We start from the raw sequence: 21,441 nt of genomic DNA on the forward strand, positions 1-21,441 counted from the left end.
ACCGGCGGGGCCCGGTCGCCGGCCGGGCGGGACGGGACGGGACGTACGAGACAGGACGAGACGGGAGCGGACGGGCATGGCTGGTGGGCGCGGCGGCGGCGGTACTCCGGCGACGGTGGCGGCGAGCCGGGCCGGGGTGGCGTTCCGCACGCACGCGTACCGGCACGATCCTTCGGCCGACGGCTACGGCGCCGAGGCGGCCCGGGCGCTGGGCCGGGAGCCGGCGCGGGTCTTCAAGACGCTGGTGGCGGAGGTGGACGGGGCGCTGACGGTGGCACTGGTCCCGGTCTCCGCCTCGCTGTCGCTGAAGGCGCTGGCCGCGGCGGTCGGCGGGAAGCGGGCGGCGATGGCCGACCCGGCGGTGGCGGAGCGGGCCACCGGGTACGTGCGAGGCGGGATCTCCCCGCTGGGGCAGCGGCGCCGGCTGCCGACCGTGCTGGACGCCTCGGCCGCCGAGCACCCCACGATCCTGGTGTCGGCCGGCCGCCGGGGCCTGGAGATCGAGCTGGCCCCGGCCGACCTGGCCGCGCTGACCGACGCCAGGACGGCGCCGATCGCCAGGTGACCGACGGCCGGCTGACCCGGCCGGGTCAGCGGCCGGACAGCTGGACCTCGACGGTGCCCCTGGTGCCCCACTGGTTGATCCGGCGGCAGGTGAGCATGGCGTAGAGGTACAGCGGGCGCAGCACCAGGACCCGCCAGGCGGCGGCCAGCGGGGCCGCGGCGTAGAGCAGCGCCAGGTCCCGGCGGCGCAGGTCGCCGCGGACGACGGTGAAGAGCCGCAGCGCCATCAGATAGCTCATCACCACGCCGACCACCACCCCCAGGAGCAGGACGGTACCGAGGTGCTCCCGGTACTCCGGGTGCAGCATCAGGGCGGCGGGGATGGCCAGGCCGAGCGCGATGTGCAGGTACTCGCCGACCGTCGTCCACCACACGACGCCGGTCGCCGGCAGGTAGCGCAGCCACCACAGGTGGCGGACCGTGGTGCCGCGCATCCAGCGCAGCTGCTGGCGCAGGTAGTGCGGCCAGCGCTCGGGCGCCAGGGTGAAGACCAGCGCGGACGGCTGGTGCACGGTGTCCCCCGCGAGCAGGGCATAGAAGGTGAGCATCGAGTCGTCGTTCATCTGCATCGGCCGGCCGCAGAACCGCTCGTTCTCGTACACCCCGGCGGCATCCCGAACGATCTCGGCCCGGTAGAAGGCGAGCGTCCCGGAGTTGATGGTCACCCGCCGCAGCACCGACTGGGCACTGCGCAGCCCCCGGGTGAACGGCAGGTAGAGCAGGCAGACCAGCCGGGTGAGGGCGTTGGCGTCGTGGTTGAGGACGACGACCTGCCCGGCGACCGAGCGCACGGCCGGGTCGGCGAACGGCTTGAGGCCCTCGGCGACGGCGTGCCGATCGAGCACCGAGTCGCTGTCCACGGTGACGAAGACGTCCGCGTCGTCGGTGGCCAGCACGTGCATCTGGGCGTGCCGCTTGCCGCGGTTGGCGGTCCGGTCCCAGGTGGCCTCGACGCCGTGGGCCGGGGCCAGGGCCAGAAGCTCGGCGCGCACCTCGGGGTAGGTCTCCGGCGAGCCGTCGGGCCGGGTGGAGCCGTCGTCCACCACCCGGAGCCGGGTGACCGGGCGGCTCTGGGTCAGCACGGAGTGCAGGCAGGCCCGGAGCGCGTCCGGGTCCTCGTTGTAGACGGGGACCTGCACGGTGATCGTGAGCGCGTCGAGGCCGGCGTCCGCCGGTGCCCGGCGGGGCCGTTCGAGCCAGGCCAGCGGAACCCACCACAGCAGCAGGAAGGAGACCAGCCAGGGCAACGCCAGCGGGCCACCGGCGCCGTCCGGGCCGAGCGAGCGGAGCAGCGCGTAGCCGTGGGCCAGGACCCAGGCGAGGAAGCCGGTCAGCGGCAGCACGGCGAGCGGCACCAGCCAGCGTGCGGAGACGGCGCGCGCGGTCGGCGGGGGCGGTACCCCGGGCCAGCGGCCCGCCACCTCGCCGGCCGGCCGGGGCGTCACCGGACCACCGGGCCGCGCCCCCTGCGGAACGACAGCCGCACCAGCCCCACCCCCAGCAGCACCAGCGTCACGCTGGCCACCGCCAGCCAGATCTGTCCCGTCGCCATCCCGGTGGCGGCCAGCGCGCCGCCCGATCCCCCGACCGATCCGTAGGGCATGTGAACCTCCCGCGTCGTGATCTCATTCGCCTGAGCAACGCCGACGGTAGGAGTCCGCGGGGGGGGGGGCGCCGCACCACGGGGCGGGCGACGGAGTGACCCGCCGTCCAGCCGGGCGACCGGCGGGAGGGTCAGCCGGCGGCCGGGCCGGCCGGGGTCTCCCAGTGGGGCGGCCGCTCGGCGGGGCGGGGCTGTTCGTCGCGGGGCCCGAAGCCGGCGACGCAGAGCAGATGGACCAGCAGCGCGCCGAACGGGAGGCCGAACAGCACGCTGGGGGCGTTGAGTTCCAGCGGGGCGTCGAAGACCGCGCCGTCTTCCAGCTCGGCGACCCGACCCACCAGGTCGTCGCTGGGCCCGAGCATCATCCCCAGCTGCCACGCCAGCCAGGCGCCCAGCACCGCGCCCGTCGCGAGCCCGATCACCACCGCGACGCCGCCCGAGCGGCGTGCGAGAAAGGTCACCAGGCCGGCGACCGCGCCTACGCCGAGTCCCAGCAGCAGGAAGGCGCCGTCGGCCGCGATGGCCTGCTGCCCCTCGGAGTTGGCCAGCAGCACCTCGTCGCCGCGCAGCTCAAGCGGCACGCGCGGCGCCCGCCACGCCCACAGCAGCCCGAGCGCGACGGCCGTCACCACGGCCACCGGCACGGCGACCAGCGCGAGCTGGCGTATCTCCTCCGCCCAGTCGCGGTCGTTCCCCGGGGACGGCTGCGGCGGCGGGGTGGCCCAGGGGTCGTGGGGTGCTGCTCCCGTGCTGGTCACGGGGCGGTGCTCGGGCGTCGGCTGGGGAGAGTCCACCCCGTCATCCTGCCAGGTACGGCCACCTGTTCGGTCTCGGGGACGACCGTTTGGCTGATGAGCCCACCGGTGCCCCCCGCTCAGGCCCGCGCGGCCCGGCGGTAGGCCCAGGTCGCCAGGGCGAGCGCGAGCACGCCGACGCCGGCGCAGACCCCGAGGTGGGCGACGACGAGCCCGGCGTCGGGCGCCGGCTCGAACATCTCGGCGAGCGCGTCGACCCCGTAGCTCGACGGCAGCAGCTCCCTGGTCCAGCGCAGCGGCTCCGGCAGCCGGCCGGCCGGGAGCACCCCCAGCAGCAGCGCCGCCGACATGCCCAGCTGCCCGGCGAGGGTGGCCAGTTCCGGCCGGGGCGCCAGCAGCCCGAGGGCCGCGCCGAGCCCGGCGAGCGCGGCGCCGGCCAGCGGCACCACCGCCAGCAGCAGCCACAGCCCGCCCAGCGGCAGCTGGTACAGCAGCGCCCCGGTGACGGCGGTGACCGCGACGCCGGGCACCGTGAACGAGGCGTAGGCGGCGGCGGTCCCCAGCACGACGGCCGCGGCGGGCACCGGCAGCGTCGCGTAGTGGTCGAGCCCGCCGGTGCGCAACTGTCCGAAGTACTGGGCGAGGAGGTTGAGCGCGACGAACGCCACCACCAGCACCGAGGAGCCGGCGACCACCGCGTTGGCCTCGGCACCCGCGCCTCCGTCCACCACCCCGCGCATCAGGATCATGATCCCGATGGACTGGAACGTGGCGACGAACAGCAGCGGCACACGCGCCACCCGCGCCCGGGAGAGCTGCGCCCGGTAGACGGCCGCCAGCGCCGGCAGCGGCCGGGCGGACGGGGCCAGCGGGGCGCGCCCCTCGGGGACCTGGGCGGCCTCGGTCATGGTGTGGTCGTCCCGGACTCGTTCGATCAGGGTCACTGGCGGGTCAGCCCCTCGCCCCGGCCGCCGAGGGCCAGATAGACGTCCTCCAGGCTGGGCGTCGCCAGGGTGAAGTCGTCCAGCGCGGCGAACGCCTCGCCCCGGGTGACCGTGGCGACCACCTCCCTGGCGCGTTCCTGCGGCAGCCGCAGTGTCCAGCGCCGGCCCGTGACCCGCGCCAGGGAGCGCAGCCGGTCGATCTCGGGAACGGTCGACGGCGGCTCGCCGCGCCATACCAGGTCGAGGCGGACATGCGCGTCGACCAGCGTCTTCAGCCCGGCGGGGGTGTCGCAGGCGATGACCCGGCCGGCGTCGAGCACGGCGACCCGGTCGAGCACGGTCTCCGCCTCCAGCACGTTGTGGGTGACCAGCAGCACGGTGGCGCCCCGCTCGGCGCGGCGGCGGTCGATCGCCGACCACACGGCGCGGCGGGCCACCGGGTCCATCCCCGCGGTCGGCTCGTCCAGCACCAGCAGCGGGCGGTCGCCGGCGAGGGCCGCGGCCACGCAGGCCAGCCGCCGCTGCCCGCCGGAGAGCCGCTTCAGCGGACGGTCGGCCAACGGCTCGAGGCCCAGCTCGCCCAGCACCTCGTCGCGCGCGGCACGGGCGGCGGCGAGGTCGAGGCCGCGCAGCCTCGCCGTGGTCTCGGCGGCCAGCGAGACCGTCAACTCGTCGAGCGCGCCCGCCTCCTGACCGAGGTAGGCCAGCAGCCGGGAGGCCAGCTCGGGGTGGCGGACCACGTCGTGGCCGAGGAGCGAGACGGTGCCGGCGTCCGGCCGCAGCAGCCCGGTGAGCTGGCGCACCAGGGTGGTCTTGCCCGCGCCGTTGGGCCCGAGCAGGCCGAAGATCTCACCGGCGGTGATCCGCAGGTCCACGGCGTCGTTGGCCGGGCGCGGCGCGGGGCCGGCCGCCCGGCGGCGCCAACCGCCCGACGCACGGTAGGTCTTGGTGAGGCCACGGACGGTCACCACGGCGGGTGGGGTCGCTGGGTTGTCCGGATCGCGCGGTGCCATCGTGGTCTGGGGCCCGGCCCGGCCGATGGAGGAGGCCACGGGCCGAGCCTACGCGGCGGCGGGCGCGCGGCGGACGCCGGGGCGCGCTTCCCGGGCGGCGCGCGGCGTCGGGGGAAGGTCAGGAAGGCGCGCGCTCGGCCCCGCTGCGGGTGTCCACCTCGCGCCAGAACCCGGCCCTGATGGCGTAACGGTCCTGCTCGTCGATCTGGTCGTCCTTGTGCGCCAGCAGGCCGAACCTGGCGGCGTAGCGCAGCAGTTCGCCGTCGATGCGGTGCGGGATACGCGGGTACTCGGTGGCCAGCTGGCGCAGCGGGGACTCGCCGGGCAGCCGCCCGGTCCAGCGGCGGGCGAAGACCTGCCCGACCTCGAACGGGTCGCCGCCGACCGCCGTGATGTCCTCCTCGCGGTCGGCCCAGCGCTGCTCGGCGGTGGTGAGCTGGGCCAGCGTCGGCAGCGCCGCCGTCTCGGCTGACTCCTCCGAGGGGCCGCGCTCGACCCAGCCCCGGTCGGACGACCAGCGCAGCGTCGCGGTCGCCGGCGGCGGCAGCGGGCGGCCGAGCGAGGCCAGGTCCTTGGGGGTGGGAACGCCCTTGGCGCTGGGCGCGGCGGCGGCCCGCTCCTCCTCCTCGCAGCCGGCCACCGCCGGCTGCGCGCCGCTGCCCTGGGGGGCGGCCGGCTGGTCGGCCGGCTCGCCCTTCTCCGGGAGCGGGGCCGCGAGGATCGCGGCGATGTCGCTGGCCAGGCCGCCCTCGGCGCGCGGCTCGCTGACCCGCACCGCACGGGTGATCCAGGCGCGGTCCAGCACCCGGCGCTCGTCGGCCTCCGCGACCAGGTCCTCGGACTGGTTGTAGTCGCCGTCGGCGGCCTGCACGGCCCAGAGGTGGACGGCGACCCCGTGCTCCTTGGCGGACATCAGGCCGGGCAGCAGGTCCCCGTCGCCGGTGACCAGCACGATGTCGGCACAGGCACGGTTGCGCGCCAGCTCGGTCAGCTCGGCGTGCATCGCGGCGTCCACGCCCTTCTGCGCCCACCGGCCGTCGCTGCGCGTCAACGCGCCGAGCCGCACGGTGACTCGGGGCATCACCCGCAGCCTGCGGTGCTCGGGCTGGGGGACGCGGTCGGGGGCGCCGTCGAACCAGTAGATCCGCAGCAGGTCGCAGCCGGTGTCGGCCTCGGCGCGCTCCCGCAGGCCCTGGATGAGTCTGGCGTGGTCCACGGTGATACGCGCACGCGCCGGCTCTCCGGCGAGCAGGCTGGCCGCGGCGCCCAACAGGTAGCCCGCATCGACCAACACGACGCAGCGGTCCACGTGGCACCTTCCCTTCGCCGAACGTTTCACTGAGTCTGCCCGACGGGGCGGCCGTTATCTGTGCTACTCGATCTTCGGCGTGGCAAACAGGCCTTTCTCTTCCGGAATGCGAAGTATCGGGTCACATGTGAATCTGGTGACGGCGCCCACTTCAGCCGGGGGACACCCAGCCAGGAGGCGATCATGGCCAAGGAGCGAAAGCGCGAGCAGGAGTCCGAGCGGGACCGCAGGTCCGAGCCGCCCGCCAGGACGGACGCGCCGGCCCCGGACTCCGCCGAGCAGTCACGCGGCGGCAAGAAGCGGGAGCGGAAGTTCGGTCACAACTGACCGTTCGACGCCCTGTAGACGCCGCCCCGGCCCGCGAAGGCCGGGGCGGCGAGCGGTCGGACGCGGGGGCCGTCAGCTCACCGGCGCCTCCGCACAGGCGCCGTCCACGAACGCGATGCTGCCGTACGTCGGTTCGTCCACCAGCAGCACCGTGTCTCCCCTGTGCAGTCGGTAGGTCGCGTCCTCGGCGAACTCGGTGTCACCGCCCCGGACATAGGCGACTGGGGAGGCGCCCGGAGCGTCGGGCCGGTCCTGGGCGACGGGCGTGAGCAGCGGGGCGCCTCCCGCCGGGTGATGGGCGAGGTGCTCCTCCAACTCGGGCGAGACCTGCTCCAGCTCGATCCGCAGGGCCTGCACGAAGACGCCGTCGGGGAAGGGCTGGCAGTGGTAACCCGCCGGCGGGTTGTACACGGAGGAGACACCCGCGGCGGCCAGGTCGGCGCGGAACGCCTCGATCTCCTCCGCTCCCCGCGGCCAGTCGGTGAGCCGCACCTCCACTCCGCCCGCCCCGTCGGACTCCACCGCGTACGCCGGGCCGGCGCCGCCGCCCGGCAGCACCAGCACGGCGGCCGCGGCGGCGGTGGCCCCGGTCAGCCCGACGGCGAAATGGCCGGGGGTGAACCCCCTGACGCGGCGGGGAGCGGGGCTCGGCTCCTCGGCCGACGCCCGCACCACCTCCCGCTTCAGCTCGGCCAGCAGACGGTCCTCGAAGTCGATGGTCACGCTTGGCTCCTCGCATAGGTGACGGGCGGAACGGAAACGGTCGAGTCCTCGGCGGCGGCGAGCGCGCGCAGCCGGCCGCGCGCCCGGTGCAGCCGCACCCGGGCGGCCACCTGGCTGATGCCCAGCGCCCGCGCCGCCTCGGCCGCCGACAGCTGGTCCACGGCGACCAGCTCGAGTACCTGGCGCTCGCTCTCCGGAAGCTCGGCCATCGCGGCCAGCAGCCGGCGGCCCTCGCGCTCGGCGGTGAGCTTGTCCTCAAGGCGCGCGATGTCGTCCGGCTCCAGGAGCCGGCGGCCGGCGATCCGGCTGTCCAGGGCCCGCTGCCGGGCCAGCCGGCGGTGCTCGGAGGAGACGACGTTCCGCGCCACGCCGAACAGCCAGGCGCGCTCGGCGCCCCGGTCGGGCCGGTAGGTGTGGCCGGAGTCGATCACCGCGAGAAAGACCTCGGCCGTCAGGTCGGCGACCGTGTGCGGGTCCTGGCAGCGCCGGGCCACGAAACGGGTGATGACGTCCACGTGGCGCCGGTAGAACTCCTCGAAGAGCTCCGGATCTCGGGCCGCGGCGGGACCGCCGCGGCTCCTGGTGACGATGCGCACGTCGCGCTCTCCCGTCCTCGTCCTGGCTTACACCTGTACTTGGACGGAGGGCGGCAGAGCGTTACGTCGAGACGCGGGACGCGGTGACCGCGCGTCCCGCGACCCGGTCAGTCGCCGAAGGCGTGGCGCTCGTGCGCGGCGGCGAAGTACCGGGCGTCGGCGACCTGGGAGGCGACCCGGGCCGCCGGGGGCCTGGCGCCGTGCACCAGGTCGCCGGCCTCCTCGGTGCAGCGCACCCGGTCCTCGTGAGCCGAGCCGGGGAAGTACCGTTCCAACGCGTGCACGGTCTCCGTCGTCGAGGTGTGCGCCTCGCGCAGCAGGAACACCGCTTTCTCTATCATCCGGGCGTCCATCCGACCCACCTTCTTCCGGGGGCCGCCCACGGTTATCGGATTCTCGTGGCGCGGTCCCCGTTTTCGAAGGTAGCTCCGCGGTTTTCCCGAATCGGTAAAGCGGGCGCCATCATCCCGCCAAGCAGGCGGGGCCCAGGAGCGCTTTCAGGTCACCGAAGAGCGCCGGATCGGGTTGCACGCGATGGCGGTCGAGCCGGAGCACGGTGGTGCTGCGCGCGCCGGTCAGACGCACCCGCACCTCCGTCGAGCCCCGGTGCTGCCCCAGCACCTCCCCGAGCCGCTCCACCAGCGGCGGGGTGACCTTGACCATCGGGATGGTCAGGGTGACCGGCGCGTTGGCCGAGGCCTCGCTCAGGTCGGGGACCATCAGCTCCATCGCCACCAGCCGCGGCACGTCCTCCCGCTTGTCCAGCCGGCCCTTGACGAACACCACGACGTCCTCGACCAGTTGGGTCGAGACGAGCTGGTAGGAGGCGGGGAAGAACATGCAGTCGATCGTGCCGGCCAGGTCCTCGACGGTGGCGATGGCCCAGGCGTTGCCCTGCTTGGTCATCTTCCGCTGGAGCCCGGAGATGATGCCGCCGATGGTGACGATCGCGCCGTCCGCGTGCTCCCCGCCGTTGAGCGCGGCGATCGCCACGTCGGCCTTCTCGTCGAGCACGTGCTCGATGCCGAAGAGCGGGTGGTCGGAGACGTAGAGCCCGAGCATCTCGCGCTCCTGGGCCAGGAGATAGGACTTCTCCCACTCCTCCTCGGAGAAGACCACGTCCATCCCGAAGCCGGGACCGTCCTGCCCGGCGTCGGAGTCGCCCATGCCGCCGAAGAGGTCGAACTGCCCCTCGGCCTCCTTGCGCTTGACCTGCACCACGTTGTCGATCATCGACTCGAAGTGCTGGGTGAGGCCCTTGCGGGTGTGGTCCAGCGCGTCGAAGGCGCCGGCCTTGATCAACGACTCGATGGTGCGCTTGTTGCAGACCACCGCCTCGACCTTGTCGAGGAAGTCCGGGAAGGAGCTGTACTTCCCCTTGGCCCTGCGGGTGGCGACGATCGAGTCCACCACGTTCTGCCCGACGTTGCGCACGGCGGTCAGGCCGAAGACGATCACGTCGTCACCGCGCGGGGTGAAGACCGCCTCCGACTCGTTGACGTCGGGCGGCAGCACCCGGATGCCCATCCGTCGGCACTCGTTGAGATAGACCGCCGACTTGTCCTTGTCGTCGCGGACGGAGGTCAGCACCGCGGCCATGTACTCGGCCGGGTAGTTGGCCTTGAGGTAGGCCGTCCAGTAGGTGACCAGACCGTACGCGGAGGAGTGCGCCTTGTTGAACGCGTACCCCGAGAACGGCACCAGCACGTCCCAGACGGCCTGGATCGCCTCGTCCGAGTACCCGTTCTCCCGCATCCCCTTCTGGAAGGGGACGAACTCCTTGTCGAGGATCTCCTTCTTCTTCTTGCCCATCGCCCGGCGGAGCAGGTCCGCTTGTCCGAGCGAGTAGCCGGCGAGCACCTGCGCGGCCTTCTGCACCTGCTCCTGGTAGACGATCAGCCCGTGGGTGACGTCCAGCACCTCGCGGAGCGGCTCCTCCAGCTCCTTGTGGATGGGGGTGATCTCCTGCTGGCCGTTCTTCCGCAGCGCGTAGTTGATGTGCGAGTTCATGCCCATCGGCCCCGGGCGGTACAGGGCGCCGACGGCGGAGATGTCCTCGAAGTCGGTGGGCTTCATCATCCGCAGCAGCGAACGCATCGGCCCGCCGTCGAACTGGAAGACCCCCAACGTGTCGCCCCTGCCAAGCAGTTCGAACGTCTTGGGGTCGTCCAGCGTCAGGTCGAGCAACTTGATGTCGACGCCCTTGTTCTGCTTGATCAGCTTGACGGCGTCGTCCATGATCGTCAGGTTCCGCAGGCCGAGGAAGTCCATCTTCAGCAGGCCGAGCGACTCACAGGTGGGGTAGTCCCACTGGGTCACGACCACGCCGTCGTTCTTCGGCGCGAACAGCGGCACATGGTCCACCAGCCGCTCGCTGGACATGATCACGCCGGCGGCGTGCATCCCCATCTGGCGGACCAGGCCCTCCAGGCCCTTGGCCGTGTCGATGACCTTCCGGACGTCCGCCTCGTTCTCGTACATCGACCTGACCTCGCCCGCCTCGCTGTAGCGGGGGTGGTCCTTGTCGGTGATGCCGGAGAGCGGGATGCCCTTGCCGAGGACGTCGGCGGGCATCGCCTTGGTGATGCGGTCGCCCATCGCGTAGGGGTAGCCGAGCACCCGGGAGGCGTCCTTGATGGCCGCCTTGGCCTTGATGGTGCCGTAGGTGCCGATCATCGAGACCTTGTCGGCCCCGTACTTCTCGGTGACGTAGCGGATCACCTCGCCGCGCCTGCGCTCGTCGAAGTCGATGTCGACGTCGGGCATGGAGACGCGCTCGGGGTTGAGGAACCGCTCGAAGATCAGGCCGTGTTCGAGGGGGTCGAGGTCGGTGATGCCCATCGCGTAGGAGACCAGCGAACCGGCCGCCGAGCCGCGGCCGGGGCCCACCGCGATGCCCTGCTCCTTGGCCCACATGATGAAGTCCGCGACCACGAGGAAGTAGCCGGGGAACCCCATCTGGATGATGACGCCCATCTCGTACTCGGCCTGCCGCTGCCGGTCCTCCGGCACCCCGCCCGGGTAGCGGCGCGCCATGCCGCGCCGGACCTCCTCCTGGAACCAGGTGACCTCGGTGTACCCGTCCGGCACGTCGAACTTGGGCATCAGGTCGCGCGACTCGAACCAGCCGGAGATGTCGACCTGTTCCGCGACCAGCCGGGTGTTGGCGCAGCCCTGCTGCCAGGCCTCCGAGGAGTCCACGGCGTACATCTCGGCCGGCGACTTCAGGTAGTAGCCGCCGCCGTCGAAGCGGAACCGGTCGGGGTCGGAGAGGTTCTTGCCGGTCTGCACGCACAGCAGCGCGTCGTGGGCGTCGGCCTCGTGCGCGTAGGTGTAGTGCGAGTCGTTGGTGACCAGCGGCGGGATGTCCAGCTTCCGGCCGATCTCCAGCAGCCCGTCGCGGACCCGCTTCTCGATCTCCAGGCCGTGGTCCATGAGTTCGAGGAAGTAGCGGCCCTTCCCGAAGATGTCCTGGTAGTCCGAGGCCGCCTTCAGCGCCTCCTCCGGCTGGCCGAGCCGCAGCCGGGTCTGCACCTCGCCCGAGGGGCAGCCGGTGGAGGCGATCAGCCCCTCGGAGTACTGGGAGATCGTCTCCCGGTCCATCCGGGGCCACTTGACGAAGTACCCCTCGGTGTAGGCGTCGGAGGAGAGCCGGAAGAGGTTGTGCAGGCCCGTCGCGTTGGAGGCCCAGATGGTCTTGTGGGTGTAACCACCGGAACCGGAGACGTCGTCCCGCTTCTGGTGCGGCTGCCCCCACTGCACCCGGCGCTTGTGGCGGCGCGACTCGGGGGCGACGTACGCCTCGATGCCGATGATCGGCGTGATGTCGGCGGCGCGCGCCTGTTGGAAGAAGTCGTAGGCACCGTGGAGGTTTCCGTGGTCGGTGACCGCGATGTGGCTCATGCCCATCTCCTGACAGGCACGGAACATGTCCTTGAGCCGCGCCGCACCGTCCAGCAGCGAGTACTGGGTGTGCACATGCAGGTGTGTGAAGGGCTTGCTCACTCCACGGGCCTTCCGGAGCTGGGACAGGGGTCGTCGCGGGCGCGAACGCCCGGGACCGACCGGCCACTGCGGGGGCGAGCGCCAGGACACCGACCCTACCTCTGGTCCCGCCCGTTGCCCCCGCTCTCCCCCACCTCAACGGCCCGAGTGTTTCCGCAGGTCACCATGGGTTCCTCCCGCAACGCCCAAGGTCAGCGACCGTCCCGCGACCGCTTCCGAAAGCCTTGCGGAAACCGACCGGAACACACCCCGCGCACGGTCCGTGACGGCACCCCGGCGGCGCCCCGCGCGGGCGCCGGCCCGACCGGGTCGCGCCCGGCCGTATCGCACCGCGTCCCGGCGTGGCACACTCGGCAACGATGGGCAGGTCGACTTCCGGTATACGCGTGCTGCGCGCGGCGGTGTTCGCCGCGCTCTGCGTCATGCTCTCCACCGGCGCCCACGTGCTGATCTCCGGCCGCCCGCTGCCCGCCCCCACCGTGGCGGTGGTCACACTCGGCGTCTTCGCGCTGGCGTGGGCCCTGGCCGGCGAGGGCGAACGCGGCTTCGCCTCCATCGCCGCCCTGCTCGTCCCGACACAGCTGGCCGCCGACACCGTCTTCACGGCGGGACAGGGCGCCTGCTACGGACCGGGCGCCGCCGCCACCCCCGGGCCGCTGCGGGTCTTCGGGCTCGACGTGGTCTGCGCGGGCGGCGACGTCGGCACCCCGTTGACCCGGCTCGTCGCCGGCGGACACCAGCCGCTGGCCGACGCCCCCGGCAGTGCCTCCGGGCCCTGGCTGCTGCTGGCCGCGCACGTCGCGGTCGGCCTGGCCGCCGCGGGCTGGCTGCGCGGCGGCGAACGCGCCGTGGGCCGGCTGCTGCGCGCCGCCGGCGCCGCCACCTTCCGACCGCTGATCGTCGCCTGGGCCTGCGTCGCCCGCAGGACCGAGGAGCCCCCGCGCCCCGCGCGGGTCAGCGCCCGCCCGCAGCGGCCGACGACCCCGCCGCTGGTCCACTCCCTGCCGCGCCGGGGCCCCCCGCTCGCCCGCGTCGCGCGCTGAGGCCCCCGGCCGGCGCGCGCGGACACGGAAGCGGACACCCCCTCAGACGAAAGACGTCGGTTACCCATGAGCAAGCGCAACTCCCAAGAGGCCAAGCGCGCCGCCCGCGAGCGGCTCCTCGCCGAGCGGCAGAAGCAGAAGAAGAAGGACAAGATCCGTCGGCAACTGACCGTCGGCGGTTCGGTGGTGGGCATCCTCGCGATAGCCGCCGGCATAGGTGTCGCCGTCGCCAACATGGACAGCGGCGGCGAGGGCGACGCCACCGACTGGAGCGCCGTCTCCACCGAGGTCGAGGAGAGCCCGGACGACGTCCTGGCCCCCTCGAACGCCACCGGCGACGACGGCCTGACCGTACTGGTCGGCGACCCCGAGGCCGCCAACACCGTGACCCTCTACGAGGACCCGCGCTGCCCGTCCTGCGCCAGCTTCGAGCAGGGCGTGGGCGCCGCGATCAGCGAGGACGTCGCCAACGGCGAATACAACGTCGAGTACGTCTTCGGCACCTTCCTCGACAACAACCTGGGCGGCACCGGCTCCCGCAACGCGCTCTCCGCGCTGGGCGCCGCGCTGGACGTGAGCCCGGAGGCGTTCCAGGGCCTGCACGAGCAGCTCTACGCGGCGGACAACCACCCGGCCGAGAGCACCGACGAGTTCGGCGACGACGAGCGGCTGATCGAGCTGGCGCAGAACGTGCCCGAGCTGGAGGGCAACGCCGAGTTCGAGAAGGCCGTCAACAACAGCGCGTTCGCCGGCTGGGCGCTCCAGATGTCGCAGAAGTTCGACGCGGACGAGGACGTCACGGGCACCCCGACCGTCAAGGTCAACGGCACGCCCATCGAGACGCCCAGGACCCCCGAGGACTGGGACGCCGTGCTGGCCGCCGCGCTCGTCGACGAGCGGCCCGAGGACGGCTCGGACGAGAACGCCGAGGGCGGCTCGGACGAGGAGAACGCCGAGGACGGGTCCGGCGAGGACCCCGAGGGCGGCGAGGAGAACCCCGGCACCGAGTGACCGCCGCCGGCCGCACGGGCCGGGCCGGCCGCACGGCACCGCACGACGGGCGGGCGAACCCACGGGGAACGCCCGTCCGTTGGGCTGAGCGCGCCGCCTGCTGCTCTACCCTGGGACCATGCGGGGGGCGGAGCGCGGACAGGTCGTGGACGGACGCTTCGAGCTGCTGAGGCGGCTCGGGCGGGGCGGCATGGGCACCGTCTGGTGCGCCAGGGACCTGGCCCTGCACCGCGAGGTCGCGCTCAAGGAGGTGCGCCCCGCCGAGGATATGGGGAAGGGCGCGCCCAGCCCCGAGGTGCTGCGCGAGCGGGTGCTGCGCGAGGCGCGTGCCCTGGCCCGGCTCAGCCATCCGCACGTGGTGCGGATCTACCACATCGTCGACGTGCGGCCCTACCCGTGGCTGGTGATGGAGCTGCTGCCCGGCGAGTCGCTGCACGACCGCGCCGAGGCGGGCCCGGTCGCTCCGGCGGACGCGATCCGCTGGGGGCGCGACGTGCTCGCCGCGCTCCGGGCGGCGCACGCCGCCGGCATCCACCACCGCGACGTCAAGCCGGCCAACATCATGCTGCGCGAGGACGGTTCCGCCGTGCTCACCGACTTCGGCATCGCCGCCCTGGCCGGCTCCACCGGCACCCTCACGGTCACCGGCGCGATCGTCGGCTCCCCCGAGTACCTGGCCCCCGAGCGGGTGCGGGGCGCGCCCGACCACCCGGCGGCCGACCTGTGGTCCCTGGGCATCACCCTCTACGTCCTCACCGAGGGTCACTCGCCGCTGCGCAGGGGCACCACGCTGGCCACCCTGACCGCCGTGCTGGAGGAGCCGGTGCCGCCGCCGGTGCGCTCGGGCCCGCTGACCGCGACGCTCGGCGCGCTGCTCCGACGGGACCCTGCCCTGCGCCCCGACGCCGAGGCCGTCGAGCGGCTGCTGGGTGAGGCGGCGCGGCTCGCCGAGGCGGGCCCCGCGGTGCCGCGGACGCCGACCTCGCCCGACCTGCCCCGGCCGGCGCCGCCCGCCCCGCCGCAGGCGCCCCCGGCGCCCGGAGCGGTGACCGGGCCCCTCACGCCGCCGGGCGGCGGCCGGGCCCGCCGGGCTCCGCTGGCCGTCGCGGCGGCCGGCGTCCTGCTGCTGCTCGGCGTCGGGGCGGCCTGGCTGCTGCGGGACGGCGGCGGGGACGACGCGCGCCCCGACGCCGGTCCGAGCGAACGGGCCACCGTTCCCGAGGAGCCCGAGGAGACCGCGGAGAAGACCGACGACGGGGGCGGCGCTCCCGAGGAGCCGGAGGAGGACGAGGAGCCGCCGGACCCCGTCGAGTCGGAGACCGAGACCGAGGAGCCGGAGGAGACCGGCGACCGCTGGGTGGCCCAGCTCCTCTCCGAGCCGGTCGGCACCGGCACCCGGACCAGGGACGAGCGGCTGGCCGCGGTGCGCACGCTGATCCCCGAGGCCCAGGTACTGCGCAGCGACGACTACGCCTCGCTCAACCCCGGGTACTGGGTGATCTACGCCCCCGGCCCGTTCGCCGACGGGCGCGAGGCCGTGGCCCGCTGCGCGGAGGCCGGGCTGATCACCAAGGAGGCCTGCGTGGGCCGCTATCTCAGCCAGGACCCGGACGACGTCGAGCTGGTCTGCGACCCGGTCGACGGCGGCAGCGGCCGGTGCGACGAGGACGACTGACCGGCCCGCCGCCGTCTCAGCCCAGCTCGGCCAGGAAGCCGAGCGCGACCCGCCAGGTCGCCTCGGCCGCCTCCGCGTCGTGGTCCGGCAGCCCCGGATCGGTGTACAGGTGCCCGGCGCCCGGGTAGCGGAAGACCTCCACGTCGGCGCCCGCCCTGCCCATCCGCAGATACCAGGCGGTCAGCCAGTCGTGCGGCTCGAACGGGTCGGGGTCGGCGACGTGCAGCTGCGTCGGCAGGTCGTCGACGGCCGTCTCCTCGGCGATGTCGGCCGTTCCGTGCAGGAGGAGCAGCCCGCGCGCCCTCGCGTCGTTGAGCGCGATGGTCTGCGCCAGCGAACCGCCCAGCGAGAAGCCGGCGTAGACCACGCCGCCGTCCGAGTGCGGGGCGGTCGCCGCGATCGCCCGCCGCAGCAGCTCGTCGCGGCCGATCTCGTCCTTGATCGCCATCCCCTCCTCCACCGTCTCGGCGGTGCGGCCGTCGTAGAGGTCGGGCGTCCACACCCGGTGCCCGGCGGACCGCAGCCGCTCGGCCGCCTCCAGGACGGCGGGCCGCAGGCCGTACGCGGAGTGGAGAAGCATGACATCGCTCACGGTCGTCGGGCCGCCTTCCTCGTCTGACAGGGCGCTCCCATCCTGCCAGTTAGCCTTGCCCCCAGGGCCCTGCCCGAACGAACCGACACCGACCCGGCGGGGGGGCCGGGAAACCCGAGGGAAACGAAGAGGGATGCGATGGATGACGTGCTGCGCCCGCTGCTGGTGATCGGCGGCACCGTCACGCTCACCCTGGTCATAGGCTGGATCATCGACCGGATGCTCCGGGTCGCCGACGCGCGCCACGGCGAGACCCGCATCTGGGGGCTGCTGCGCCGCTGCCAACTGCCGCTCCAGGTCCTGCTGGCCTCGTCGGCCGTGCAGATCGCCTACGACCTGTTCGATCTCGAACTGCGCCGCAACGACGTCTTCCACGGCGTGCTGGCCACCGTCACCATCGCCGCCGCCGGCTGGCTGGCGATCCGGGTGGCCAACGCGGTCGCGGAGAACATCCTCACCCGCTACGCCTCCCGCACGCAGGAGGAGGCGCGGGTGCGCCAGTTCCGCACCCAGCTGGCGATGCTGCGGCGGGTGGTCACCTCCGTCCTCGCCGTGGTCGCCGCGGCCGTGGCGATACTGCTGGTCTTCCCCGGGCTGCGCACCCTGGGCACGTCGATGCTGGCCTCGGCCGGCGTCATCGGCATCATCGCCGGCGTCGCCGCCCAGTCGATGCTGGGCAACCTGTTCTCCGGCCTCCAGGTCGCCTTCGGCGACTCGGTGAAGATCGGCGACACCGTGGTGGTGGAGGGCGAGTGGGGCACCGTCGAGGAGATCTCCCTGGCGTTCCTCACCGTCCGCATCTGGGACGACCGCCGACTGACCATGCCGGTCTCCTACTTCAACAGCAGGCCCTACGAGAACTGGTCGCGCGGCGGCAACGAGATCACCGGCACGGTCTTCCTCCACCTGGACCACACCGCGCCCGTCGCCGAGCTCCGCAAGCGCCTCCAGGAGTTCCTGCTCGGCCGCAAGGACTGGGACGGCCGCTCCTGGAGCCTGGTGATCACCGACACCACGCCCACCACCATCGAGGTGCGGGCCGCGATGTCGGCCAGGAACGCGGACGACGTGTGGACGCTGCGCTGCGCGGTCCGCGAGGAGCTGATCACCTGGCTGCGGGACCAGCACCCCTACGCCCTGCCCCGCGTGGCGACCTCCCCGGCCGCCGTCGCGCCGACGCCCGGGGTCTGAGCCGCGGAGGGCGCCGCGCTCAGCCGTGCGGCAGGCCCCGGCGGTCCAGCGCGTTGAGCACCCGGTCCACCACCTCGGGATCGGTGCCGGGCTCGGCCCTGGCGTCGAGCACCGCCCGCCGGGCCGCCGACAGCAGCTCGGCGTGCAGCAGCGAAAACTCCCGCGCCCGCCGCACCCGGTGCGAGACCTGGTCGCGGCGTTCCTCCTCCGCCATCCGCGGGGAGATCCGCGTCCCCAGTTCGTAGGCCCGCCGCAGCAGCGCCTCGGTGACCTCCTCCGGAAGCTCGCGTTCCCGGGCGATCTCCCGCAGCCGGTCCTTGGCGGCGCTCGCCGCCCGCACCGCCAGCTCGTGCTCCAGCGCCTCCTCGGCCCCGCTGTCCCCCCGCACGCCGAGCCTGGTCGCCAGCCACGGCAGTGTCAGCCCCTGGATCAGCAGGGTGCCGACCACCACGGCGAAGGCGACGAAGACCATCGCGTCCCGCTCGGGAAAGGCGCCCCCGTCGTCGACCGTCAGCGGCACGGCCAACGCCAGCGCCACGGAGGCCACGCCCCGCATCCCCGACCACCACATGATCACCGTCTCCCGCCAGCTGAACGGGATGTCCTCCCGGAGGTCGGCGCCGCGATGCAGCCGCTTCGCCAGCCAGGCCGCCGGCAGCAGCCACACCAGCCGCACCAGCACCACGGCGACCAGCGTCAGGCCGGCGGCGGGCAGCAGTTCGCCCCACCGCCCGGCGGCCGCCGCCAGCACCGCGTTCAGCTCCAGGCCGATCAGCCCGAACGCGACGCCGGTGACCAGCAGGTCCATCACCGCCCAGAAGCTCTGCCCGGTCAGCCGCCCGGTCACGTCGTCCGGGTCGGTGGCCAGCTCCCCCAGGAACAGCGCGGCGACCAGCACGGAGAGCACCCCGGAGCCGTGCAGCTCCTCCGCCACCGCGTAGGCGGCGAACGGCACCAGCAGCGTCAGCCCGGTGCGCAGCGTCGCGTCCCCCAGCACCACGAGCAGCCGGGCGGTCAGCCAGCCGAGGACCAGTCCCACCAGCACCGCGACCACCGCCGACAGCACCAGCTCGCCGCCGGCGCCCCACGCGGAGAACGATCCGGTGACGGCCGCCGCGATGGCCACGTGGTAGAGCGTGATGGCGGTGACGTCGTTGAAGAGGCCCTCGCCCTCCAGGATCGACACCATCCGGCGCGGCAGCCCCAGCCGGCCCGCCACCGCCGTGGCCGCCACCGGGTCGGGCGGCGCGACCAGCGCGCCCAGGGCGACGGCCGGCGCGAGCGGCAGGTCGGGGACCACCAGCTGGGCGACGGCGGCCACCACGCCCGTGGTGACGAAGACCAACGCGACGGCGAGCAGCAGGATCGGGCGGACGTTGGCCGCGAACTGCCGCCAGGAGGTGCGCTGCACCGCCGCGTAGAGCACCGGCGGCAGCACCAGCGGCAGGATCAGCTCCGGCGGCAGCGACACCTCGGGCACCGCCGGCAGCAGCGCCAGGCCGCCGCCGAGGACGGTCATCACCACGGGCGCCGGAACGCGCAGCCACTCCGCCAGCGGCACGGTCACGACGGAGCCGAGCAACAGGGCGAAGAGCAGCGTCAGTTGGTCCACACGGTCTTTCCTACGCGCTCTCCTCGCGCAGAACCGTCAAGGCGTGGCCGAGGTCGTCCGGATAGTCGCTCGCGAACTCCACCCAGCGGCCGTCGGCCGGGTGCGCGAACCCCAGCCGCACGGCGTGCAGCCACTGCCTGGTCAGGCCGAGACGCCGCGCCAGCGTCGGGTCGGCGCCGTAGGTGAGGTCGCCGACGCAGGGATGCCGGTGCGCCGACAGATGGACCCGGATCTGGTGGGTGCGGCCGGTCTCCAGCCTGATGTCCAGCAGGCTGGCCGCCCGGAACGCCTCGACCAGGTCGTAGTGGGTCACCGCGTGCTTGCCCTCGGCGACCACGGCCCACTTGTAGTCGGCCGTCGGGTGGCGCCCCACGGGCGCGTCGATGGTGCCGGAGAGCGGGTCGGGATGGCCCTGGGCGACCGCGTGGTACCGCTTGTCCACGGTCCGCTCGCGGAACTGCCGCTTCAGATCGCTGTAGGCCGACTCGGACTTGGCGACCACCATCAGCCCCGAGGTCCCCACGTCCAGGCGGTGCACGATGCCCTGCCGCTCCGCCGCGCCGGAGGTGGCGACGCGGAACCCGGCCGCGGCCAGCCCCCCGATCACGGTCGTCCCGCGCCAGCCGGGGCTGGGGTGCGCGGCGACGCCGACGGGCTTGTCGACGACCACCAGGTCGTCGTCGTCGTGGATGATCCCCATCCCGGGCACCGGCTCGGCCACCACCCGCACCGGCGCGGGCGGCGCAGGCATCTCGACCTCCAGCCACGAACCGCCGGTCACCCGTTCGGACTTGCCGACCTCGGCCCCGTCCAGTCGCACCTTGCCCGCCGCGGCCAGCTCCGCGGCCTTGGTGCGGGAGAAGCCGAGCATCCGGGCGAGCGCGGCGTCTACCCGCTCCCCCTCCAGTCCCTCAGGTACGGGCAGGGTGCGGTTTTCGGGAAGCGTGCTCACCCGAACGAGTATGCCCGAAACGACATCAGTCCCGGTGCACGGTCCCGTCGGGGTCGAGGCCGCGGAAGGACAGCAGCACGATCAGGATGCCGCCGCAGACGATCGCCGAGTCCGCCAGGTTGAAGACGGCGAAGTGCTTCGGGGCGATGAAGTCGACCACGTGCCCCTCGAAGACGCCGGGGTAGCGCAGCAGCCGGTCGGTCAGGTTCCCCAGGGCGCCGCCCAGCAGCAGGCCGAGGGCCACCGCCCAGGGCGCGCTGTGCAGCTTGCGGGCCAGTCGGATGATCACCACGACCACGGTGGCCGCGATGCAGGTGAGGATGACGGTCAGCGTCTCGCCGAACCCGAAGGCGGCGCCGGGGTTGCGCACCGCCTCGAAACGCAGCCACTCGCCGATGACGTCGATGCTGCGGTTGGGGTCCGGGTTCTCCAGGTACTCGACGACCCAGATCTTGGTGGCCAGGTCCAGCAGATAGGCCAGCCCCGCCACCACGGCGAGCACCCCGACCCGGCGCGGCCCGCGCGGGCCGGCGGGCTCGTCCTCCCGCGTCGCGGCGCCCTCCTCCGAGGCGGGCTCCTCCCCGGGCTTCGCGTCGTCCTCACGCACGGCGTCCCCCGGGGTCTCGGCGACCTGTGGGGAATCTTCGGGGGTATCGATGGTTCGCTCCGCCTCGCTCACGGAACGAGGGTACGACACGGCAGTACGAGGCTCGGAAGTCCGTCAGAACCGGCGCTCCTGCTTCTGCTTGCAGTCCACGCAGAGCGTGGCCCTCGGGAAGACCTGCATCCGCGCCTTGCCGATCGGGTTCCCGCACTTCTCGCAGAGCCCGTAGGTGCCGGCCTCCATGCGCCGCAGGGCACGCTCGGTCTGGTAGAGCATCTCGCGGTTGTTGGTGGTCAGCGCCATCTCGTGCTCGCGCGTCACGTTCTTGGAGCCGGTGTCCGCCTGGTCGTCGCCCGCGCCGTCGCCCGAGTCCCGCATCAGGCCGGTGAGCGCCTCCTCGGCCGCGCTGATCTCCGCGCGCAGCCGGTCGGCCTCGGTGGTCAGCTCGGCGCGGGCCTCCGCGACCTCCTCGGCGGTCCAGGGGTCCTCACCGGCACGGACCGCCAGCCCGTCGGGCGCGGCCGGGTCCATGGTCGAGGTGGCCTCGGCCCCTTGCTGCGTGGTGCTCTTCTTCGTTGCCACCTGCTCGGCTCCTGTCTGCCCGGGCCCCCGCGTCGCTGACGCGATCCCTCACATAGTGTGATCTTGCTGGCGAATCGTGTCCGGAACGATAAATCGACCACGGGGCTCCGCCGTGAGGCCACGCCGGTCCGCATCTGCGTTGTGCCCCGCCCGGCCCCCGGATAACCGGTCAACGCGGGGCCCCGAGCGCCCGTACACTGGTCGCAGCGAAAGGCGTGGAAGGGGACGAGTAGCGTCGTCAGCGGCCCGAAGCGACCCGGGGACGGTGGAAGCCCGGGGGTCCGCCCGATGTGAAGATCACCCCGGAGCCGCCGGCGGAAAGCCCAGCGGGCGAGTAGAT

Annotated in this window: 21 protein-coding genes; 6 read left to right on the forward strand and 15 right to left on the reverse strand. The window is 73.5% G+C overall.

Annotation, left to right across the window (positions count from 1 at the left end):
• Positions 1 to 76 precede the first annotated feature (76 nt).
• Complete coding sequence (gene ybaK / locus CRP51_RS01185) at positions 77 to 565, forward strand: Cys-tRNA(Pro) deacylase (RefSeq protein ID WP_097229012.1); 489 nt, start codon at positions 77 to 79, stop codon at positions 563 to 565.
• A 25-nt stretch (positions 566 to 590) separates the two neighbouring features.
• On the opposite strand, the gene CRP51_RS01190 is transcribed toward ybaK, so the two are convergent.
• The 6 genes from CRP51_RS01190 to CRP51_RS01210 form a co-directional block, all read right to left on the reverse strand.
• The gene (locus tag CRP51_RS01190) at positions 591 to 2,009 is read right to left on the reverse strand and encodes a glycosyltransferase (RefSeq protein ID WP_245880294.1); all 1,419 of its coding nucleotides are present in this window, start codon (positions 2,007 to 2,009) and stop codon (positions 591 to 593) included.
• Positions 2,006 to 2,167, reverse strand: a complete 162-nt coding sequence (locus tag CRP51_RS28655) for a hypothetical protein (protein WP_170970389.1) — start codon at positions 2,165 to 2,167, stop codon at positions 2,006 to 2,008. The genes CRP51_RS01190 and CRP51_RS28655 overlap by 4 nt, the downstream gene beginning before the upstream one ends.
• 131 nt (positions 2,168 to 2,298) lie before the next feature.
• Positions 2,299 to 2,961, reverse strand: coding sequence for an ABC transporter permease (locus CRP51_RS01195; RefSeq protein WP_212615801.1), 663 nt, complete (start codon positions 2,959 to 2,961; stop codon positions 2,299 to 2,301).
• Positions 2,962 to 3,041: 80 nt separating this feature from the next.
• Positions 3,042 to 3,830: an ABC transporter permease gene (locus CRP51_RS01200; RefSeq protein WP_097229407.1), complete on the reverse strand. Its 789-nt coding sequence runs from the start codon at positions 3,828 to 3,830 to the stop codon at positions 3,042 to 3,044.
• A 32-nt stretch (positions 3,831 to 3,862) separates the two neighbouring features.
• Positions 3,863 to 4,879 (reverse strand): ABC transporter ATP-binding protein, encoded by a 1,017-nt coding sequence (locus CRP51_RS01205; RefSeq protein WP_097229406.1) that lies wholly within the window; start codon positions 4,877 to 4,879, stop codon positions 3,863 to 3,865.
• Between the two features lie 118 nt (positions 4,880 to 4,997).
• Entirely contained in the window at positions 4,998 to 6,188 is a 1,191-nt protein-coding gene (locus CRP51_RS01210) for an NYN domain-containing protein (RefSeq protein ID WP_097229013.1), read from the reverse strand.
• 183 nt (positions 6,189 to 6,371) lie between these two features.
• Here CRP51_RS01210 and CRP51_RS28660 point away from each other — a divergent pair, with 183 nt between their 5' ends.
• Positions 6,372 to 6,515 (forward strand): hypothetical protein, encoded by a 144-nt coding sequence (locus CRP51_RS28660; protein ID WP_170970390.1) that lies wholly within the window; start codon positions 6,372 to 6,374, stop codon positions 6,513 to 6,515.
• Positions 6,516 to 6,587: 72 nt separating this feature from the next.
• Here CRP51_RS28660 and CRP51_RS28665 read toward each other — a convergent pair whose 3' ends face one another.
• From CRP51_RS28665 to dnaE, 4 genes are all read right to left on the reverse strand, one after another.
• On the reverse strand, positions 6,588 to 7,238 hold the full coding sequence (locus CRP51_RS28665) for a hypothetical protein (protein ID WP_097229014.1): 651 nt from the start codon (positions 7,236 to 7,238) through the stop codon (positions 6,588 to 6,590).
• Positions 7,235 to 7,834, reverse strand: coding sequence for an RNA polymerase sigma factor (locus CRP51_RS01220; RefSeq protein ID WP_097229015.1), 600 nt, complete (start codon positions 7,832 to 7,834; stop codon positions 7,235 to 7,237). The genes CRP51_RS28665 and CRP51_RS01220 overlap by 4 nt, the downstream gene beginning before the upstream one ends.
• A 107-nt stretch (positions 7,835 to 7,941) precedes the next feature.
• A complete protein-coding gene (locus CRP51_RS01225; protein ID WP_097229016.1) occupies positions 7,942 to 8,187 on the reverse strand; it encodes a hypothetical protein in 246 nt (81 codons plus the stop codon).
• Positions 8,188 to 8,296: 109 nt separating this feature from the next.
• Positions 8,297 to 11,839 (reverse strand): DNA polymerase III subunit alpha, encoded by a 3,543-nt coding sequence (dnaE, locus tag CRP51_RS01230; protein WP_097229017.1) that lies wholly within the window; start codon positions 11,837 to 11,839, stop codon positions 8,297 to 8,299.
• Between the two features lie 359 nt (positions 11,840 to 12,198).
• Here dnaE and CRP51_RS01235 point away from each other — a divergent pair, with 359 nt between their 5' ends.
• The 3 genes from CRP51_RS01235 (at position 12,199) to CRP51_RS01245 (ending at position 15,568) form a co-directional block, all read left to right on the forward strand.
• Positions 12,199 to 12,882, forward strand: coding sequence for a hypothetical protein (locus tag CRP51_RS01235; protein ID WP_097229018.1), 684 nt, complete (start codon positions 12,199 to 12,201; stop codon positions 12,880 to 12,882).
• Positions 12,883 to 12,948: 66 nt separating this feature from the next.
• Positions 12,949 to 13,893 (forward strand): thioredoxin domain-containing protein, encoded by a 945-nt coding sequence (locus CRP51_RS01240; protein WP_097229019.1) that lies wholly within the window; start codon positions 12,949 to 12,951, stop codon positions 13,891 to 13,893.
• Between the two features lie 118 nt (positions 13,894 to 14,011).
• A complete protein-coding gene (locus CRP51_RS01245) occupies positions 14,012 to 15,568 on the forward strand; it encodes a serine/threonine-protein kinase (protein ID WP_097229020.1) in 1,557 nt (518 codons plus the stop codon).
• Between the two features lie 16 nt (positions 15,569 to 15,584).
• Here CRP51_RS01245 and CRP51_RS01250 read toward each other — a convergent pair whose 3' ends face one another.
• Positions 15,585 to 16,148, reverse strand: a complete 564-nt coding sequence (locus CRP51_RS01250; protein ID WP_097229021.1) for a dienelactone hydrolase family protein — start codon at positions 16,146 to 16,148, stop codon at positions 15,585 to 15,587.
• 150 nt (positions 16,149 to 16,298) lie between these two features.
• Between CRP51_RS01250 and CRP51_RS01255 the strand changes: the two genes are divergently transcribed.
• Positions 16,299 to 17,351, forward strand: a complete 1,053-nt coding sequence (locus CRP51_RS01255; RefSeq protein WP_097229022.1) for a mechanosensitive ion channel family protein — start codon at positions 16,299 to 16,301, stop codon at positions 17,349 to 17,351.
• Between the two features lie 19 nt (positions 17,352 to 17,370).
• Here CRP51_RS01255 and CRP51_RS01260 read toward each other — a convergent pair whose 3' ends face one another.
• The 4 genes from CRP51_RS01260 to CRP51_RS01275 are packed head-to-tail and all read right to left on the reverse strand — an operon-like array spanning position 17,371 to position 21,101.
• On the reverse strand, positions 17,371 to 18,963 hold the full coding sequence (locus CRP51_RS01260) for a Na+/H+ antiporter (protein WP_097229023.1): 1,593 nt from the start codon (positions 18,961 to 18,963) through the stop codon (positions 17,371 to 17,373).
• A gap of 10 nt (positions 18,964 to 18,973) precedes the next feature.
• Positions 18,974 to 19,915, reverse strand: coding sequence for an RluA family pseudouridine synthase (locus CRP51_RS01265; RefSeq protein ID WP_097229024.1), 942 nt, complete (start codon positions 19,913 to 19,915; stop codon positions 18,974 to 18,976).
• A gap of 25 nt (positions 19,916 to 19,940) precedes the next feature.
• Entirely contained in the window at positions 19,941 to 20,594 is a 654-nt protein-coding gene (lspA, locus tag CRP51_RS01270; RefSeq protein ID WP_097229025.1) for a signal peptidase II, read from the reverse strand.
• Positions 20,595 to 20,636: 42 nt separating this feature from the next.
• Entirely contained in the window at positions 20,637 to 21,101 is a 465-nt protein-coding gene (locus tag CRP51_RS01275) for a TraR/DksA family transcriptional regulator (RefSeq protein WP_245880295.1), read from the reverse strand.
• Positions 21,102 to 21,441 lie beyond the last annotated feature (340 nt).

Source organism: Streptomyces zhaozhouensis, from assembly GCF_900230195.1.
In the GTDB taxonomy this organism is placed as follows: Bacteria; Actinomycetota; Actinomycetes; order Streptomycetales; family Streptomycetaceae; genus Streptomyces; species Streptomyces zhaozhouensis.

Coding starts and splice junctions, on each gene's coding strand:
- CRP51_RS01200 (WP_097229407.1), bottom strand. CDS start 3,830: ATGACCGAGGCCGCCCAGGTCCCCGAGGGGCGCGCCCCGCTGGCCCCG.
- CRP51_RS01255 (WP_097229022.1), top strand. CDS start 16,299: ATGGATGACGTGCTGCGCCCGCTGCTGGTGATCGGCGGCACCGTCACG.
- CRP51_RS01250 (WP_097229021.1), bottom strand. CDS start 16,148: ATGCTTCTCCACTCCGCGTACGGCCTGCGGCCCGCCGTCCTGGAGGCG.
- CRP51_RS01225 (WP_097229016.1), bottom strand. CDS start 8,187: ATGGACGCCCGGATGATAGAGAAAGCGGTGTTCCTGCTGCGCGAGGCG.
- CRP51_RS01240 (WP_097229019.1), top strand. CDS start 12,949: ATGAGCAAGCGCAACTCCCAAGAGGCCAAGCGCGCCGCCCGCGAGCGG.
- CRP51_RS28660 (WP_170970390.1), top strand. CDS start 6,372: ATGGCCAAGGAGCGAAAGCGCGAGCAGGAGTCCGAGCGGGACCGCAGG.
- CRP51_RS01205 (WP_097229406.1), bottom strand. CDS start 4,879: ATGGCACCGCGCGATCCGGACAACCCAGCGACCCCACCCGCCGTGGTG.
- ybaK (WP_097229012.1), top strand. CDS start 77: ATGGCTGGTGGGCGCGGCGGCGGCGGTACTCCGGCGACGGTGGCGGCG.
- CRP51_RS01245 (WP_097229020.1), top strand. CDS start 14,012: ATGCGGGGGGCGGAGCGCGGACAGGTCGTGGACGGACGCTTCGAGCTG.
- CRP51_RS28655 (WP_170970389.1), bottom strand. CDS start 2,167: ATGCCCTACGGATCGGTCGGGGGATCGGGCGGCGCGCTGGCCGCCACC.
- CRP51_RS01235 (WP_097229018.1), top strand. CDS start 12,199: ATGGGCAGGTCGACTTCCGGTATACGCGTGCTGCGCGCGGCGGTGTTC.